The 15,986-nt window shown below is 66.7% G+C and carries 8 protein-coding genes; 4 read left to right on the top strand and 4 right to left on the bottom strand.

Annotated elements, in window-relative coordinates; genetic code table 11:
• Window positions 1–516 precede the first annotated feature (516 nt).
• The 4 genes from BM144_RS21930 to aceE all read right to left on the bottom strand — a co-directional run bounded on the left by BM144_RS21930 (window position 517) and on the right by aceE (window position 9,527).
• Window positions 517–2,721 (bottom strand): BACON domain-containing protein, encoded by a 2,205-nt coding sequence (locus tag BM144_RS21930; RefSeq protein WP_092957696.1) that lies wholly within the window; start codon window positions 2,719–2,721, stop codon window positions 517–519.
• 421 nt (window positions 2,722–3,142) lie between these two features.
• Window positions 3,143–4,981, bottom strand: coding sequence for a dihydrolipoyl dehydrogenase (gene lpdA / locus BM144_RS21925; RefSeq protein WP_092957692.1), 1,839 nt, complete (start codon window positions 4,979–4,981; stop codon window positions 3,143–3,145).
• A 94-nt stretch (window positions 4,982–5,075) separates the two neighbouring features.
• On the bottom strand, window positions 5,076–6,782 hold the full coding sequence (aceF, locus tag BM144_RS21920) for a dihydrolipoyllysine-residue acetyltransferase (RefSeq protein WP_092957689.1): 1,707 nt from the start codon (window positions 6,780–6,782) through the stop codon (window positions 5,076–5,078).
• 21 nt (window positions 6,783–6,803) lie between these two features.
• The gene (gene aceE, locus BM144_RS21915; protein ID WP_092957686.1) at window positions 6,804–9,527 is read right to left on the bottom strand and encodes a pyruvate dehydrogenase (acetyl-transferring), homodimeric type; all 2,724 of its coding nucleotides are present in this window, start codon (window positions 9,525–9,527) and stop codon (window positions 6,804–6,806) included.
• A gap of 175 nt (window positions 9,528–9,702) precedes the next feature.
• Between aceE and BM144_RS21910 the strand changes: the two genes are divergently transcribed.
• The 4 genes from BM144_RS21910 to BM144_RS21895 all read left to right on the top strand — a co-directional run bounded on the left by BM144_RS21910 (window position 9,703) and on the right by BM144_RS21895 (window position 15,954).
• The gene (locus tag BM144_RS21910) at window positions 9,703–12,276 is read left to right on the top strand and encodes a PAS domain-containing sensor histidine kinase (RefSeq protein ID WP_092957683.1); all 2,574 of its coding nucleotides are present in this window, start codon (window positions 9,703–9,705) and stop codon (window positions 12,274–12,276) included.
• Window positions 12,273–12,899 (top strand): response regulator transcription factor, encoded by a 627-nt coding sequence (locus BM144_RS21905; RefSeq protein ID WP_092957680.1) that lies wholly within the window; start codon window positions 12,273–12,275, stop codon window positions 12,897–12,899. Before BM144_RS21910 ends, BM144_RS21905 begins: the two co-directional genes overlap by 4 nt.
• 88 nt (window positions 12,900–12,987) lie before the next feature.
• Window positions 12,988–13,839, top strand: a complete 852-nt coding sequence (folD, locus tag BM144_RS21900) for a bifunctional methylenetetrahydrofolate dehydrogenase/methenyltetrahydrofolate cyclohydrolase FolD (RefSeq protein WP_092957699.1) — start codon at window positions 12,988–12,990, stop codon at window positions 13,837–13,839.
• A gap of 75 nt (window positions 13,840–13,914) precedes the next feature.
• The gene (locus BM144_RS21895; RefSeq protein ID WP_092957677.1) at window positions 13,915–15,954 is read left to right on the top strand and encodes a M3 family metallopeptidase; all 2,040 of its coding nucleotides are present in this window, start codon (window positions 13,915–13,917) and stop codon (window positions 15,952–15,954) included.
• The last annotated feature ends 32 nt before the right edge of the window (window positions 15,955–15,986 follow it).

Below are 15,986 nucleotides of genomic sequence, written 5' to 3'. Positions count from 1 at the left end.
CCCGCCACCAGCGCCACCGTCCCCGCAACGATCAGCGTCTCCACCATCCCCGCCGCCAGCCGCAGCCCCACCCGCGCCAGCCGCGCCCACACCGATACGTGGCCTATGTCGTCACCCCATCTCGCCGCCGCCAAACCGCCCATCCAAAGCTCCCATGTCGTGGCCGAGCGGCGACTGTGGAGGGGCGGTTTGTCAGTAATGTGACGGTTTCAGCGGAGTGCTCGTGCCTGGGCGCCGGAAGCGCGCCCTGGGCGGCCCCGTTTTGGCGGAACCGCAACCCGGTCCAGGGCAGGCTTTGCGCGGCGTCGTGCAGGGGGATGGGGGCGATCCGACATGCACGCCGGCACGCATCGGAGGCGTTCGGCAGCAGGCCGGACCGCAGGCCACATCGAAAGTGTTGCAGTGCGCAACAGCGCCTCGGGCGCGGCGGATTCGGGGCGCCCCCGGGCCCCGGTCGGCACGGCCCGCCGGGCTCGCGCCGCGGCCGGCAGGGGGCGGCACCGCCCCCTGGATTTCCTATTGCGCCGCCGCCTTCTGCAAGCGCGCATCCGCCGACTGGATGCCGGACATCGTGGCCGGTATCGGGATCACCACCAGGCCCTGGTCGCCCAGCCAGAAGAGCGTGTCGCCCATCGGGCTGATCAGGAACGTAGTGGTCAGGCAGGCATCGTTCGAATTGCTGTCGCACCGGACCGCCCTGGACGTTACGGGGATCTCTCCGAGCTTCACGAGCTCCGAGGTACCGGGCTGGACGCGGGTGGTGTCGTAGACGTTGATGTGGTCCACGATCAGGCTGTTCATGCCGGTGGATACCTGCCGGTACACCCGCGTGCCGTCCGGCGAGATCACCGAACGCATGCCGAGGCTCCCGGTCACCGTGGCCCGGCCGACGAGGCGCGTGTCGTCGCCGCGGTATACCTGCTCGTCGTCCACCAGCAGCCTGCTGCCCGTCTCGTCGTAGAGCGCCCTGTAGGCTCCAGGGGCACTGGCCAGCGCCTTCACGCTGTCGGACTCCGCGGTGTACTGGTACACGGAAGCACGGGTATCCGACGAGGAGATGTACATCCGCGTGCCATCCCCCGAAGCGAAGAGCCCCGGGCCGTACAGCAGTTCGGTGGCATAGGTCAGGGGCTGCGAACCGAAACGGCCCGTCTTCATGTCGAAGTAGTAGAGCCCGGACCACTGGTTGTTGACGAACCACAGCCGCAGGTTGCTGGTCACCGGCAGGCCCCGGAAAAGATCCCGGCTGGGCAGGAGCGAACCATTGAACGCGTTGTCCGTGGTGTAGGTCGCGGTGATCTGCAAGGTGTCGGGATCGACGGCGTGCAGGGTCCTGCTGCCCGAGGCCACATACAAGGTCTTGCGGTCGGGCGACAGGGCCATGTCGCCGATGGATGCGACCGGCAACCCGTCCACCTGCCATTGGCCTGCCGCGTAGCGATAGCGCACCAGCGCTTTCTGCGTCCAGTTGATGGCATAGAGGGCGTTGCGCGTCGGGTCGAACACCGCGGAGCGCTTCTCGCCGGGGTTCGCCACGAGGCCCGCCGGAGCACCCGCGAGCGACGCGGCGCCCAGGGTGCCGCTCGCGCTCGGAAGTCCCAGGGCATTCGCGACCGACACGCTGGTGCGACCGGCGGGCATGGCCGGGATGTTCAGCAACGCTTCGCGGTCGGAGAGCACCGTTCCCGTGAAGCCGCTGGCGCCGGGAATGCGGATGCGGCCCAGGTCCGCCAGCTGCGACAGTCCCCGACCGATGACGCGCACGGTGCCGGCGCGGCCTGCCACGATGGTGGCGGGCGATGTCACGTAGACCTCGGGCAGGCGCTTGTCGAGCGTGACCGCCAGTCGGGCATCGGAGAGCCCGGCGGCGCGGAGCGTCACCTGGGCCGTCGCGGAAGTCCAGTTGTCCATACCGGCCAGTAGCGAGGTATCGACGTGGTAGCTGAGCGTGCCCGCGCCCGTGCCGCTCGGGGTGTCGAGCACGAGCCACGGCTGATCGCTGCTGGCCGTCCAGCTGCGGCCCGACCCGGCGTTGAAGGCCACGGCGGTGCTTCCCGCGATCCTCTGCGAATCGGCCTTCAGCTCCAGTGCGCTGGCCACCGGCGCGACGAAGCCGAGGCCGACCGTGTAGCCCACGGGAATGACCACCGGCGGCGTGTAGTCCGTGCCGGCGATCTGCACTTTCACCATGCCGGTGTAGGTGCCCGACTTCAGCGCGGCAGCGCTGGCCTTGACGCTGATGGCGTCGCCCGCCGCATTGCGCGTGGCCGAGAGCCAGCCGTCACCGATGTTGGTGCTGGCGGAGACCTTCAGGAAATTGCCGGTATCCGCTGGCGTGATCGCCACGGACCCCGCCGCACCTTCGCTGCCTTCGGAGCCGCTCAAGGCCAGCGCCGAACTGTCGATGCTGAAGATCGCATAGCGATAGGGCAGCGTCTGCGACCATGCCACCGAACTGCAGTTGGGGTCGTTGCACAGCCGCACGAGGATGGTGCCGCTGCGCGACACCGCGCTGCCGGACGTCGGGAAGACCGTCATCATCCCCGTGGAGTTGCTGGTCGGGTTGAAGGACGCCGTGAAATCGGACGGCCGGTCCAGCACCACCTGGCCGTAATAGGTCGCGCCCGCCGGTGCGTTCACGAGCGTGAACATCACGTTCTGCGGTTGCGCGGGTGCGTTGACGAAGCCGACGAAGTCCAGCGAAGTGCGATCGCTGGTCACCGTCAGAGCCGACCCGCTGCCGCCACCGCCCGTCCCCGTGCCGCTTCCACCGCCCGTTGCGGGGCCACTGCCGCCACCCGTGCCTGCGCCGCTGTCGCCCCCACCCCCTCCTCCGCCGCACGCCGTGAGCCACAGCGCACACGACACGGTGGCCAGACACCGCCAGAAAACCTTCATCGACAAGCTCCTCGAATCCCATCGCCAGCACACGGTGCGTGCGGCTCCGGCGCACCAGAAACCATTTCTGGAGGCCGGCATGGACATGGTTAGAAATCTTACAAATTCTAACGCCCAGGTCGAGCTGATCGAGGCTGGAAGAAACCGCAATCGCTTTCGCCTCCTCTGCCCGGGCTTCGCCAAATGGGAAAAAAGCCCGGGACGTCGCCGTCCCGGGCTTTTCTGGCGCGATGGCGCCGACGGGCTACTTCTTTTGCGGCGGCACGTCCGTGCAGCTGCCGTGCGCGATTTCCGCGGCCATGCCGATGCTTTCGCCCAGCGTGGGGTGCGGGTGGATGGTCTTGCCGACGTCCACCGCGTCCGCACCCATCTCGATCGCCAGGGCGACCTCGCCGATCATGTCGCCGGCGTGCGTGCCGACCATGCCGCCGCCGAGGATCCGGCCGTGGCCATGGGCTTCGGGCGAGTCGTCGAACAGCAGCTTGGTCACGCCTTCGTCGCGGCCGTTGGCGATGGCGCGGCCGGAGGCGTTCCAGGGGAACAGGCCCTTCCTGACCTTGATGCCCTGGGCCTTGGCCTGGTCCTCGGTGAGGCCCACCCAGGCCACTTCGGGGTCGGTGTAGGCCACGCTCGGGATCACGCGGGCGTTGAACGCGGCCGAGGCCAGCGCCTTGTCGCCCGTGAGTTCGCCGGCGATCACCTCGGCCGCCACGTGCGCTTCGTGCACCGCCTTGTGCGCCAGCATGGGCTGGCCCACGATGTCGCCGATGGCGAAGATGTGCGGCACGTTGGTGCGCATCTGCACGTCCACGTCGATGAAGCCGCGGTCGGTGACGGCCACGCCGGCCTTGTCCGCGGCGATCTTCTTGCCGTTGGGCGTGCGGCCCACGGCCTGCAGCACGAGGTCGTAGACCTGCGGCTCGGGGGCGGTGCCGCCCTCTTCCGCGGCCGCGAAGCTGACCTTGATGCCTTCGGGCGTGGCCTCGGCGCCCACCGTCTTCGTCTTCAACATGATGTTGTCGAAGCGCTTGGCGTTCATCTTCTGCCAGATCTTCACGAGGTCGCGGTCGGCGCCCTGCATGAGGCCGTCCATCATCTCGACCACGTCCAGGCGGGCGCCCAGCGTGGAATAGACGGTGCCCATTTCCAGGCCGATGATGCCGCCGCCCAGGATGAGCATGCGCTTGGGGACTTCCTTGAGCGCCAGGGCGCCGGTGGAGTCGACCACGCGCGGATCGTCGGGCATGAACGGCAGGCGCACGGCCTGCGAGCCGGCGGCGATGATCGCGCGCTTGAAGGCGATGACCTTTTTGGTGCCGGTCTTCTCCTGGGCCGTGCCGCTGGTTTCCTCGACCTCCAGGTGGTTGGCGCCGACGAAGCTGCCGTAGCCGCGCACGGTGGTGACCTTGCGCATCTTGGCCATGGCCGCCAGGCCGCCGGTCAGCTTGCCGATGACCTTTTCCTTGTGGCCGCGCAGGGTGTCGATGTCAACCTTGGGCGCGCCGAACTCGATGCCGGCCGCCTTCAGGTGGCTGACTTCGTCGATCACCGCGGCCACGTGCAGCAGCGCCTTGGAAGGAATGCAGCCCACGTTCAGGCACACGCCGCCCAAGGTGGCGTAGCGCTCGACGAGGATGACCTTCAGGCCCAGGTCGGCCGCCCGGAAGGCCGCCGAATAGCCGCCCGGCCCGCCGCCCAGCACGAGCACGTCGCACTCGAGGTCGGCATTGCCGCCGAAGCTGGATGCTTCAACTTTGATAGCAGACTTTTCAATGGAACCGGCGGCATCCGCCTGTTTTGGCTGAGAAGCCGGGGCCGGAGCCGCAGCGGGCGCCTCGGCGGCGCCTGCGGCTTCCAGCGTCAACAGCACGGAGCCTTCGGCCACCTTGTCGCCGAGCTTCACCTTCAGTTCCTTCACCACGCCGGCGTGGCTGGAAGGGATCTCCATGGAGGCCTTGTCGGACTCCACGGTGATGAGGCTCTGCTCTGCCTTGATGGTGTCGCCGGGTTTCACCAGCACTTCGATCACGCCCACCTCGGCGAAATCGCCGATGTCGGGTACCTTGATGTCGATCACTGCCATGTCGTCATGCCTCCTGCCGGGCCGCCTCGAGGGAGGCATGCGCCCCCTCGGGGGGCAGCGAATGAATATGAGCTTGGGGTTTCACGCGCGCTCCTTACAGCAGGATGCGGCGGTAGTCCGCCAGCACCTGACCCAGGTAGGCGTTGAAGCGCGCGGCGCTGGCGCCGTCGATCACGCGGTGGTCGTACGACAGCGACAGCGGCAGCACGAGGCGCGGCACGAACTGCTTGCCGTCCCACACGGGCTTCGTCTGGCCCTTGGAGAGGCCCAGGATGGCCACTTCGGGCGCGTTGATGATGGGCGTGAAATGCGTGCCGCCGATGCCGCCGAGCGAGCTGATCGACATGCAGCCGCCCTGCATGTCGGCTGCGCCGAGCTTGCCGTCGCGGGCCTTCTTGGCGAGTTCGCCCATTTCCTGGCTGATCTGGATGATGCCCTTCTTGTCGGCATCCTTCAGCACGGGCACCACCAGGCCGTTCGGCGTGTCCGCCGCGAAGCCGATGTGGAAATATTGCTTGTAGACGAGCGTATCGCCGTCCAGGCTGGTGTTGAACTCGGGGAACTTCTTCAGCGCGGCCACCAAGGCCTTGATGACGAAAGCGAGCATGGTCACCTTCACGCCGGACTTCTCGTTCTCCTTGTTGGTGGAGACGCGGAAGGCTTCCAGCTCGGTGATGTCGGCCTCGTCGTTGTTGGTGACGTGGGGAATCATCACCCAGTTGCGGTGCAGGTTCGCGCCGCTGATCTTCTTGATGCGCGAGAGGTCCTTGCGCTCGACGCCGCCGAACTTGGCGAAATCGACCTTGGGCCACGGCAGCACGTCGAGGCCCACGCCGGAGCCGCCGCCGCCCGCAGGCGCCTTGGCCGACTGGGCCTTGGTCTGGACGCCGCCCGCCATCACCTGCTTGGTGAAGGCCTGCACGTCTTCCTGGGTGATGCGGCCCTTGGGGCCCGAGCCCTTGATCTCTTCGAGCGGCACGCCCAGTTCGCGGGCGAACTTGCGCACCGAAGGCGATGCGTGCGGCAGGCCCACGGGCGCGGCGCCCGGTGCGTGCGGGGCCGGAGCGGGCGCTGCCGAAGCAGCCTTGCCCCCGCCCTGGGGAGCCGCCTCTCCGGCGGGCAGTTGCCGGGGTGCGCGCGTGTCGGGTTCGGCCTGCGCCGCCGGACGGTCGACCGGGGCCGCGGCAGCCGGAGCCGACGACGGCGCGGCGCCTTCGAGGACCGCGACGAAATCGCCCACGTTGATCTTGTCGCCGATCTTGATCTTCAGTTCCTTCACCACGCCGGCGGCGGGCGACGGGATTTCCATCGACGCCTTGTCGGATTCGACAGTGAAGAGCGACTGCTCTTCCTTGACCGTATCGCCCACCTTCACAAGCAGTTCGATGACGGCCACGTCCTTGAAGTCGCCGATGTCGGGCACACGCACTTCGACCGGGCCGGATGCGGCCGGGGCCGGTGCCGCGGCAGCGGGGGCCGGTGCGGGGGCTTCGGCCTTGGCGGCTGCAGCGGCCGGAGCCGGCGCGGGGGCTGCCTTGGCCTCGGGCTGGGCGCCCGCATCCGCTGCCGCTTCCAGAACGACGATCACCGAGCCTTCGCTCACCTGGTCGCCGATCTTGACCTTGAGTTCCTTCACCACGCCGGCGTGGCTGGAAGGGATCTCCATGGAGGCCTTGTCGGACTCCACGGTCAGGAGCGATTGTTCGGCTTTCACCGTGTCGCCCGGCTTCACGAGCAGCTCGATCACGCCGACGGCGTCGAAATCCCCGATGTCCGGGACCTTGATATCAATCAGTGCCATTTGTGTTGTCTCCGGTGGGGGTCAGGCGTGCAGCGGGTTGACCTTGTCGGCCTGGATGCCGTACTTCTGGATGGCCTCGGCCACCTTGGCGGCGGGCAGCTTGCCGTCCTCGGCGAGGGCCTTGAGCGCGGCCACGACGATGTAGTGGCGGTCCACTTCGAAGTGCTCGCGCAGCTTGCGGCGGAAGTCGCTGCGGCCGAAGCCGTCGGTGCCCAGCACCTTGTAGGTGCGGCCCTTGGGGATGAAGGGACGGATCTGCTCGGCGTAGGCCTTCATGTAGTCGGTGGAGGCGACCACGGGGCCTTCGGTCTTGGCCAGCTGCTCTTCCACGAAGGCCTGGCGCGGCGTTTCGGTGGGGTGCAGCAGGTTCCAGCGCTCGGCTTCCTGGCCGTCGCGCGTCAGCTCGTTGAAGCTCGGGCAGCTCCACACGGAAGCGGCCACGCCCCAGTCCTTCTCCAGCAGTTCCTGCGCCACGAACGATTCGCGCAGGATGGTGCCGCTGCCCAGCAGCTGCACCGCCGGCGCGCCCTTCTTGAGCGCCGGCGCCTGCTTGCACAGGTACATGCCCCTGAGGATTTGCTCTTCGGTGCCGGGCTGCAGGCCGGGCATGGCGTAGTTCTCGTTGAGCAGCGTGAGGTAGTAGAAGACGTTTTCCTGGCGCTCGACCATACGCTTCAGGCCCTCGTGCATGATCACCGCCACTTCGTGCGCGAAGGTGGGGTCGTAGCTCACGCAGTTGGGAATCGTGTTGGCGAGGATGTGGCTGTGGCCGTCCTCGTGCTGCAGGCCTTCGCCGTTCAGCGTGGTGCGGCCCGAGGTGCCGCCCAGCAGGAAACCGCGCGCCTGCATGTCGCCCGCCGCCCAGGCCAGGTCGCCGATGCGCTGGAAGCCGAACATCGAGTAGTACACGTAGAACGGCACCATGATGCGGTTGTTCGTGCTGTACGAGGTGGCCGCCGCGATCCAGCTCGACATGCCGCCGGCCTCGTTGATGCCTTCCTGCAGGATCTGGCCGGCCTTGTCTTCCTTGTAGTACATGACCTGGTCCTTGTCGACCGGGGTGTACTGCTGACCGTGCGGGTTGTAGATGCCAATCTGGCGGAACAGGCCTTCCATGCCGAAGGTGCGCGCCTCATCGACGAGGATGGGCACCACGCGCGGGCCCAGGGCCTGGTCGCGCAGCAACTGCGTGAGGAAGCGCACGTAGGCCTGCGTGGTGGAGATCTCGCGGCCTTCGGGCGTGGGCTCGAGGATGGCCTTGAAGGTGTCCAGCGCGGGCACGGTGAAGCTCTCGTCGGCCTTCGTGCGGCGGTGTGGGAGGTAGCCGCCCAGCGCCTTGCGGCGCTCGTGCAGGTACTTCATCTCCGGCGTGTCGTCGGCCGGCTTGTAGAACGGCAGGTCGGCGATCTGGCTGTCGGGGATCGGGATGTTGAAGCGGTCGCGGAAGGCCTTGATGTCTTCGTCGCCGAGCTTCTTCGTCTGGTGGACGGTGTTCTTGCCCTCACCGATCTTGCCCATGCCGAAGCCCTTGACGGTCTTCACCAGCAGCACGGTGGGCTGGCCTTTGTGTTCGTTGGCCGTCTTGAAGGCCGCATAGACCTTCTGCGCGTCGTGCCCGCCGCGGCGCAGGTTCCAGACCTCGTCGTCGCTCATGTGTTCGACCATCTTGAGCGTGCGCGGGTCGCGGCCGAAGAAGTTCTTGCGTACGTATGCGCCGTCGTTGGCCTTGAACGACTGGTAGTCACCGTCGTTGCACTCCATCATGATCTTGCGCAGGGCGCCGTCCTTGTCGCGCGCGAGCAGGTCGTCCCAGCCCTTGCCCCACAGCAGCTTGATCACGTTCCAGCCGGAGCCGCGGAATTCGCCCTCCAGCTCCTGAATGATCTTGCCGTTGCCGCGCACCGGGCCGTCCAGGCGCTGCAGGTTGCAGTTGATCACGAAGACGAGGTTGTCGAGGTTCTCGCGCGCCGCCAGGCCGATGGCGCCCAGCGATTCGACCTCGTCCATTTCGCCGTCGCCGCAGAACACCCAGACCTTGCGGTTCTCGGTGTTGGCGATGCCGCGCGCGTGCAGGTACTTCAGGAAGCGGGCCTGGTAGATGGCCATCAGCGGGCCCAGGCCCATCGACACGGTCGGGAACTGCCAGAACTCGGGCATCAGCTTGGGATGCGGGTAGCTGGAGAGGCCCTTGCCGTCGACTTCCTGGCGGAAATTGAGGAGCTGCTCTTCGGTCAGGCGGCCCTCGAGGTAGGCGCGCGCGTAGATGCCGGGGGACACGTGGCCCTGCACGTAGATGAGGTCGCCGCCGTGGCCTTCGCTCTCGGCATGCCAGAAATGGTTGAAGCCGGCGCCGAACATGTTGGCCAGCGAAGCGAAGGAGCCGATGTGGCCGCCGAGGTCGCCGCCTTCGGGCGGATGGTGGCGGTTGGCCTTCACCACCATCGCCATGGCGTTCCAGCGCATGTAGGCGCGCAGGCGCGCTTCGATTTCGAGGTTGCCGGGGCAGCGCGCCTCCTGGCTGGGCTCGATGGTGTTCACGTACCCCGTGTTGGCCGAGAACGGCATGTCGATGCTGCTCTGGCGTGCGTGCTCGAGCAGTTGCTCCAGCAGGAAGTGCGCACGCTCGGCGCCTTCGCGGTCGATCACGGCAGACAGCGCATCCATCCACTCACGGGTTTCTTGCTGGTCTGTATCGGGCGCGGACGAAGCGGTTTTTCCGGCCTGAGGGTCGGTCTGAGCAGTCATGCCTGTCTCCTTTTTGAGTCGCTGGCGTTGGGGGTAAATCCAGTCAAGTTTCGCACATTTCCTGAGCATTTCGAATGGCGCCCAGCAACACCACCATATGAAAAAATGTTGCAGTCGCACATTGCCATGCGGGGTGGCGAGGCGCCGTGCCGGAGGGCTCACCTACACTCGCACGATGGATCGCCCTTCCCCCGCGCCCGTCGCTGCTGCAGACCCATCCGTCGTGAGCGCTCCGGCGCGCTGGTGGCGCACCTGGTGGCGCAGTCTCTCGCCCACGCGCCAAGACCGCCTGGCCGCACTCGCCCCGCTGGCCGCCGTTCTCATGTTCCTGGCCGCCATCGTGGCGGCTTTCTGGTACTTGCGCGCCGAAGAAGGCGAACGCGAACAGGAAGCGCTGCGGCGCGATGTCGAGTACGCCCAGCAGCGCGTGCGCCTGCGCCTGCTGGAGCGTCAGGAGCAGATCATGCGCATCGCGCGCGACCTGTCGAACCAGGATCTCGAGCGCCCCGATTTCGTGTCGCGCGCGGAAGGGCTGATCAGCCAGTACCCCGAACTGCAGGCCGTCACCTGGATCGACGACCGGCGGCGCATCCGCGCCAGCCATGCCGCCCCCACATTGCCCAGCGGCCAGTTGCGCGTGGCGGGCGAGGTGCTGCGCAGCGGGGACACGGCTGACACCTATGGCCTGGCGCGCGATCTGCAGCAGCCCGTGTATGCGCAGCCGCTGGCGAGCCCGGGCGACGGCGAAGCGCCGCCGCTGCTGCAACTGCAGGTGCCGCTGGTGGCGCAGGGCAAGTTCACGGGCGTGGTGCTGGCCGAGTACTCGGTGGACAGCCTGCTGCGCTACGGAACCCCCACCGAAGTGCTGGCGCGCTATGCGGTGACCATGCTCGACGGGCGTGAACAATTGCTGGCCGGCACGCCGCTGGCGCCGCGCGGCCCCAGTTCCGCCTGGCTGCCATGGGTCGCGCGCCCCAACCAGTACGAGGTGTTCGTCTCCCCCGTGGGCAACGGCCTCGTGCTGCGCGCACAGGCTTACCGCACGTCGCTGGGCGTGGTGGGCAGCGGCCTGTTCTGGCTGGTCGGCACGCTGAGCGCCATGACGGCCTGGATGCTGATCGCCAACTGGCGGCACACGCGCAAGCGCATGCGCACGCAGGAAGCGCTGGTCGCGGAAACCAATTTCCGCAGGGCGATGGAAAACTCCATGGTCACCGGCATGCGTGCGCTCGACATGAACGGACGCATGACCTATGTGAACGCGGCCTTCTGCCAGATGACCGGCTGGAGCGCCGAAGAGCTGATCGGCCAGTCGCCCCCCTACACCTACTGGCCCGACCCCGACCATGAAGCGCTGCACGCCAAGCTGCGCGACGAACTGAGCGGCCGGCAGACCGTCGGCGGCTTCCAGGTGCGCGTGAAGCGCCGCAACGGCACGCTGTTCGATGCCCGGCTCTACGTGTCCCCGCTCATCGACGCGCACGGGCAGCAGACCGGCTGGATGACGTCGATGACCGACATCACCGAACCCAATCGGGTGCGAGAACAGCTCACGGCCTCGCACGAGCGCTTCACCATCGTGCTGGAGTCGCTGGATGCCTCCGTGTCGGTGGCGCCGCTCGGCAGCGAGGAACTGCTTTTCGCGAACAAGCTGTACCGGCAGTGGTTCGGCTCGCAGACCGGCGGCCACCTGCAGCTGGTGGCCCAGGCCGGCGTGCTGCCCGCGGGCAGCTCCAGCGCGGGCAGCATGGACGACGAAGACGCGCTGATGGGCCTGCCGACCGACACGCTGACCGATGCGCGCTCCGAAAACGCCGAGATCTACCTGCCCGATCTGGGCAAATGGCTGGAAGTGCGCTCGCGCTACCTCAACTGGGTGGACGGGCGCCTGGCGCAGATGGTGATCGCCACCGACATCACCCCGCGCCGCCAGGCCGAGGAGCAGGCCGCGCGCCAGGCCGAACGCGCGCAATCGGTGAGCCGCCTCATCACGATGGGCGAGATGGCCTCCAGCGTGGCGCACGAGCTGAACCAGCCGCTCACGGCCATCAGCAACTACTGCAGCGGCATGGTGTCGCGCATCAAGAACCAGCAGATCACCGAAGAAGCGCTGCTCTCGGCGCTGGAGAAGACGGCCCATCAGGCGCAGCGCGCCGGCCAGATCATCCTGCGCATCCGGGCCTTCGTGAAGAAAAGCGAGCCCAACCGCACCATGGCCGACGTGCAGGGCATGGTGAGCGAGGCCGTGGAACTGGCGGACATCGAACTGCGCCGGCACAACGTGCGGCTGACCCACTATGTGGCCGCGCGGCTGCCGCCCGTGATGGCCGACACCATCCTGATCGAGCAGGTGCTCATCAACCTGATGAAGAACGGCGCCGAATCGATCCAGCAGGCCGAGAGGCCCCCGTCGCGCCGCAGCGTGGAACTGCGCGTGGTGCCCCGCCAGCTCGAAGGGCTGGGCGGCATCGAGTTCGCGGTGCAGGACACCGGCAAAGGCCTCGCCCCGGAAGTGCTGGAGCACCTGTTCGAAGCCTTCTTCTCCACCAAGCAGGAAGGCATGGGCATCGGCCTCAACCTGTGCCGCAGCATCGTGGAGTCGCACCAGGGAAGGATGCAGGCAGAGAACATCTACAATGGTCCGGAGGTCACCGGTTGCCGCTTCTCCTTCTGGCTTCCGCTGGCCCAGCCTGCGGATGACACTACGAATTCTGTAGCAAAAGCATCTATCCCAAGGACTCCCGCATGAGTTTGATTCCCAAAAAAGGTACTGTCTACGTCGTGGACGACGACGAAGCCGTTCGCGACTCGCTGCAATGGCTGCTGGAGGGCAAGGACTACCGCGTTCGCTGTTTCGATTCCGCCGAATCCTTTCTGTCGCGCTACGACCCGCGTGAAGTCGCCTGCCTGATCGTGGACATCCGCATGGGTGGCATGACGGGCCTTGAACTGCAGGACCGCCTCATCGAGCGCAAGTCGCCGTTGCCGGTCGTCTTCATCACCGGCCACGGCGACGTTCCGATGGCCGTGAACACGATGAAGAAAGGCGCGCTCGACTTCATCCAGAAACCTTTCAACGAGGAAGAACTCGTCGGCCTCGTGGACCGCATGCTCGACCGTGCCCGTGAATCCTTCGCGGGCCACCAGCAGGCCGCCAGCCGCGATGCGCTGTTGTCCAAGCTCACGGGGCGCGAAGCCCAGGTGCTCGAGCGCATCGTGGCCGGGCGACTGAACAAACAGATCGCCGACGACCTGGGCATCAGCATCAAGACGGTGGAGGCGCACCGCGCCAACATCATGGAAAAGCTCAACGCCAACACCGTGGCCGACCTGCTCAAGATCGCCCTGGGCCAGAACGCTCCCAAATCCTGATGCTATAAAAAAAATAGCTGCCTGCCCAATGGAATCGGCGGCATGGCGGCATTTCGATACTGAAGACATTCCTGAAGCCATCCCGCCCATGACCGCCCAACTGATCGACGGCAACGCCCTCTCCCGCCAACTTCGCGCCGATGTGGCGCGCCGCGCAGCACTGCTCAAGGAGCGTGGCACCACGCCAGGCCTGGCCGTGGTGCTGGTGGGCGACAACCCGGCCAGCCAGGTTTACGTGCGCAACAAGGTCAAGGCCTGCGAAGACGGCGGGCTGCACTCGGTGCTCGAGAAGTACGACGCATCTATGACCGAGGCCGAGCTGCTCGCGCGGGTCGAGGCGCTCAACCAGGACCCGGCCATCCACGGCATCCTGGTGCAATTGCCGCTGCCTGCGCACATCGACGCCACGCGCGTGATCGAAGCCATTTCCCCGGCCAAGGACGTGGACGGCTTCCACATCGCCAGTGCCGGTGCGCTCATGACGGGCACCGCCGGCTTCTGGCCCTGCACGCCGTACGGCTGCATGAAGATGCTCGAATCCATCGGCTACGACCTGCGTGGCAAGCATGCGGTGGTCATCGGCCGCAGCAACATCGTGGGCAAGCCCATGGCGCTGATGCTGCTGCAGAAGAACGCCACCGTGACGATCTGCCACAGCGCCACCCGCGACCTCAAGGCCCAGACGCTGCAGGCCGACGTGATCGTGGCCGCGGTAGGCAAGCGCAACGTGCTCACCGCCGACATGGTCCGGCCCGGCGCGATCGTGATCGACGTGGGCATGAATCGCAACGACGAAGGCAAGCTCTGCGGAGATGTGGATTTCGACGGAGTGCGCGAGGTGGCCGGCCACATCACTCCGGTGCCTGGCGGCGTCGGCCCCATGACCATCACCATGTTGCTCGTCAACACCCTCGAAGCAGCGGAGCGCGCCGCCGGCTGACACCATACAGCCCGGCTATCGAAGAGATTGCGCAAGCCGCTTGAACCCCACCGTCCCGCCGCCATCTGAACGCGCATGAGCAATCCACTCCTCGACTTCCAAGACCTCCCGCTGTTCGACCAGATCGCACCCGCCCATGTGGCTCCGGCGGTGGATACGCTGCTCCAGCGCGCCAATGCCGCGCTGGACACCGTCACGGCACCGGACTTCCCCGCGCGCTGGGACGCCATTGCCCAAGTGCTGGACGTGGCCACCGAGGAGTTGGGCCGTGCCTGGGGCGCCGTGAGCCATCTGAACAGCGTGGCCGACACGCCGGAGCTGCGTGCTGCATACAACGAAGCCCTGCCGCGGGTGACGGAGTTCTGGACCCGGCTGGGAGCCGACGAGCGCCTGTATGCGAAGTACAAAGCCATCGACCCCGCCACGCTCAATGCCGAGCAGCACCAGGCCTGGAAGAACGCGGTGCGCAATTTCGTGCTGTCCGGCGCCGAGCTGCAAGGCGCCGCCAAGGATCGATTCGCGCAGATCCAGGAACGCCAGGCCGAGCTTTCGCAGAAATTCAGCGAGAACGCACTCGATGCCACCGATGCCTTCGCGTACTACGCCCGCGAAGACGAACTGGGCGGCCTGCCCGACGATGTGAAACAGGCGGCCCGCTCGGCGGCCCAGGCCGAAGGCAAGGACGGCTACAAGCTCACCCTGAAGATGCCTTGCTACCTGCCGGTCATGCAGTTCGCCAGGAGCAGCGCACTGCGCGAAACGCTCTACCGGGCCTATGTCACCCGCGCCTCGGACCAGGCGGACGGCGACGCGCGACGTTTCGACAACTCCGCGCTGATCCGCGAAATCCTCGCGCTGCGCCAGGAAGAATCCCGCCTGCTGGGCTATGCCAACTTCGGCGAAGTCTCGGTCGTGGCGAAGATGGCCGACTCGCCACGCGAGGTGGTCGATTTCCTGCGCGATTTGGCGCGCCGCGCGCGGCCCTACGCCGAAAAGGACGTGGCCGATCTGCGCGCCTTCGCAGCCCAGCACCTGGGCCTGGCCGACCCGCAATCCTGGGACTGGCCCTACATCTCCGAGAAACTGAAGGAAGAGCGCTATGCCTTCAGCGAGCAGGAGGTGAAGCAGTATTTCACCGCGCCGAAGGTCCTGGCGGGGCTGTTCAAGATCGTCGAAACGCTTTTCGACGTGGCCATCCGGCGCGACAGCGCTCCGGTGTGGCATCCGGCCGTCGAGTTCTACCGCATCGAGCGTGGAACCGAACTCGTCGGGCAGTTCTACCTCGACCAGCCCGCACGGACCGGCAAGCGCGGCGGCGCTTGGATGGACGACGTGCGCACGCGCTGGAAGCGCCCGGACACCGGCCGTCTGCAGACGCCCGTCGCCCATCTGGTCTGCAACTTTGCCGATGGCGTGGATGGCAAGCCTCCGTTGCTCACGCACGATGATGTGATCACGCTGTTCCACGAATTCGGCCATGGCCTGCACCACATGCTGACGCAGGTGAACGAGCGCGACGTCTCGGGAATCAGCGGGGTCGAGTGGGATGCCGTGGAACTGCCCAGCCAGTTCATGGAAAACTTCTGCTGGGAATGGGACGTGCTGCGCCACATGACCGCCCATGTGGATACGGGGGCACCGCTGCCCCGCGATCTGTTCGACAAGATGATCGCCGCCAAGAATTTCCAGAGCGGGATGGGCACGCTGCGCCAGATTGAATTCGCCTTGTTCGACATGCTGCTGCACACCGAGCATGACCCGGCCCAGGATTTCATGCCGCTGCTCGATCAGGTCCGCGCAGAGGTTTCCGTCTTGCGCCCGCCTTCGTTCAGCCGCAGTGCCCATACCTTCAGCCATATCTTCGCGGGCGGCTACGCGGCCGGTTACTACAGCTACAAGTGGGCTGAGGTGTTGAGCGCCGATGCCTATGCGGCCTTCGAGGAAGCGTCCGGCTCCGATGGGTTGCCGAGCGTCGAAACAGGCCGACGCTATCGGCAGGCGATCCTGGAAGCAGGTGGCAGCCGGCCGGCCATGGAATCGTTCAAGGCATTTCGCGGTCGCGCACCGACGCTCGATGCCTTGCTGCGGCACCAGGGCATGTCCCAGGCCGCCTGACGGCCGACCGCGCCGCATTCCAAAGCTACCCT

Origin of the sequence: Paracidovorax konjaci (assembly GCF_900112675.1) — a bacterium.
GTDB classification, from domain to species: Bacteria; Pseudomonadota; Gammaproteobacteria; order Burkholderiales; family Burkholderiaceae_C; genus Paracidovorax; species Paracidovorax konjaci.
This window is presented reverse-complemented; position numbering and strand designations above follow the sequence as displayed.

What these genes read in the sequence shown, in the direction of transcription:
- BM144_RS21895 (WP_092957677.1), top strand. Translation starts at nt 13,915, where the DNA reads ATGAGCAATCCACTCCTCGACTTCCAAGACCTCCCGCTGTTCGACCAG.
- aceF (WP_092957689.1), bottom strand. Translation starts at nt 6,782, where the DNA reads ATGGCACTGATTGATATCAAGGTCCCGGACATCGGGGATTTCGACGCC.
- lpdA (WP_092957692.1), bottom strand. Translation starts at nt 4,981, where the DNA reads ATGGCAGTGATCGACATCAAGGTACCCGACATCGGCGATTTCGCCGAG.
- folD (WP_092957699.1), top strand. Translation starts at nt 12,988, where the DNA reads ATGACCGCCCAACTGATCGACGGCAACGCCCTCTCCCGCCAACTTCGC.
- aceE (WP_092957686.1), bottom strand. Translation starts at nt 9,527, where the DNA reads ATGACTGCTCAGACCGACCCTCAGGCCGGAAAAACCGCTTCGTCCGCG.
- BM144_RS21905 (WP_092957680.1), top strand. Translation starts at nt 12,273, where the DNA reads ATGAGTTTGATTCCCAAAAAAGGTACTGTCTACGTCGTGGACGACGAC.
- BM144_RS21910 (WP_092957683.1), top strand. Translation starts at nt 9,703, where the DNA reads ATGGATCGCCCTTCCCCCGCGCCCGTCGCTGCTGCAGACCCATCCGTC.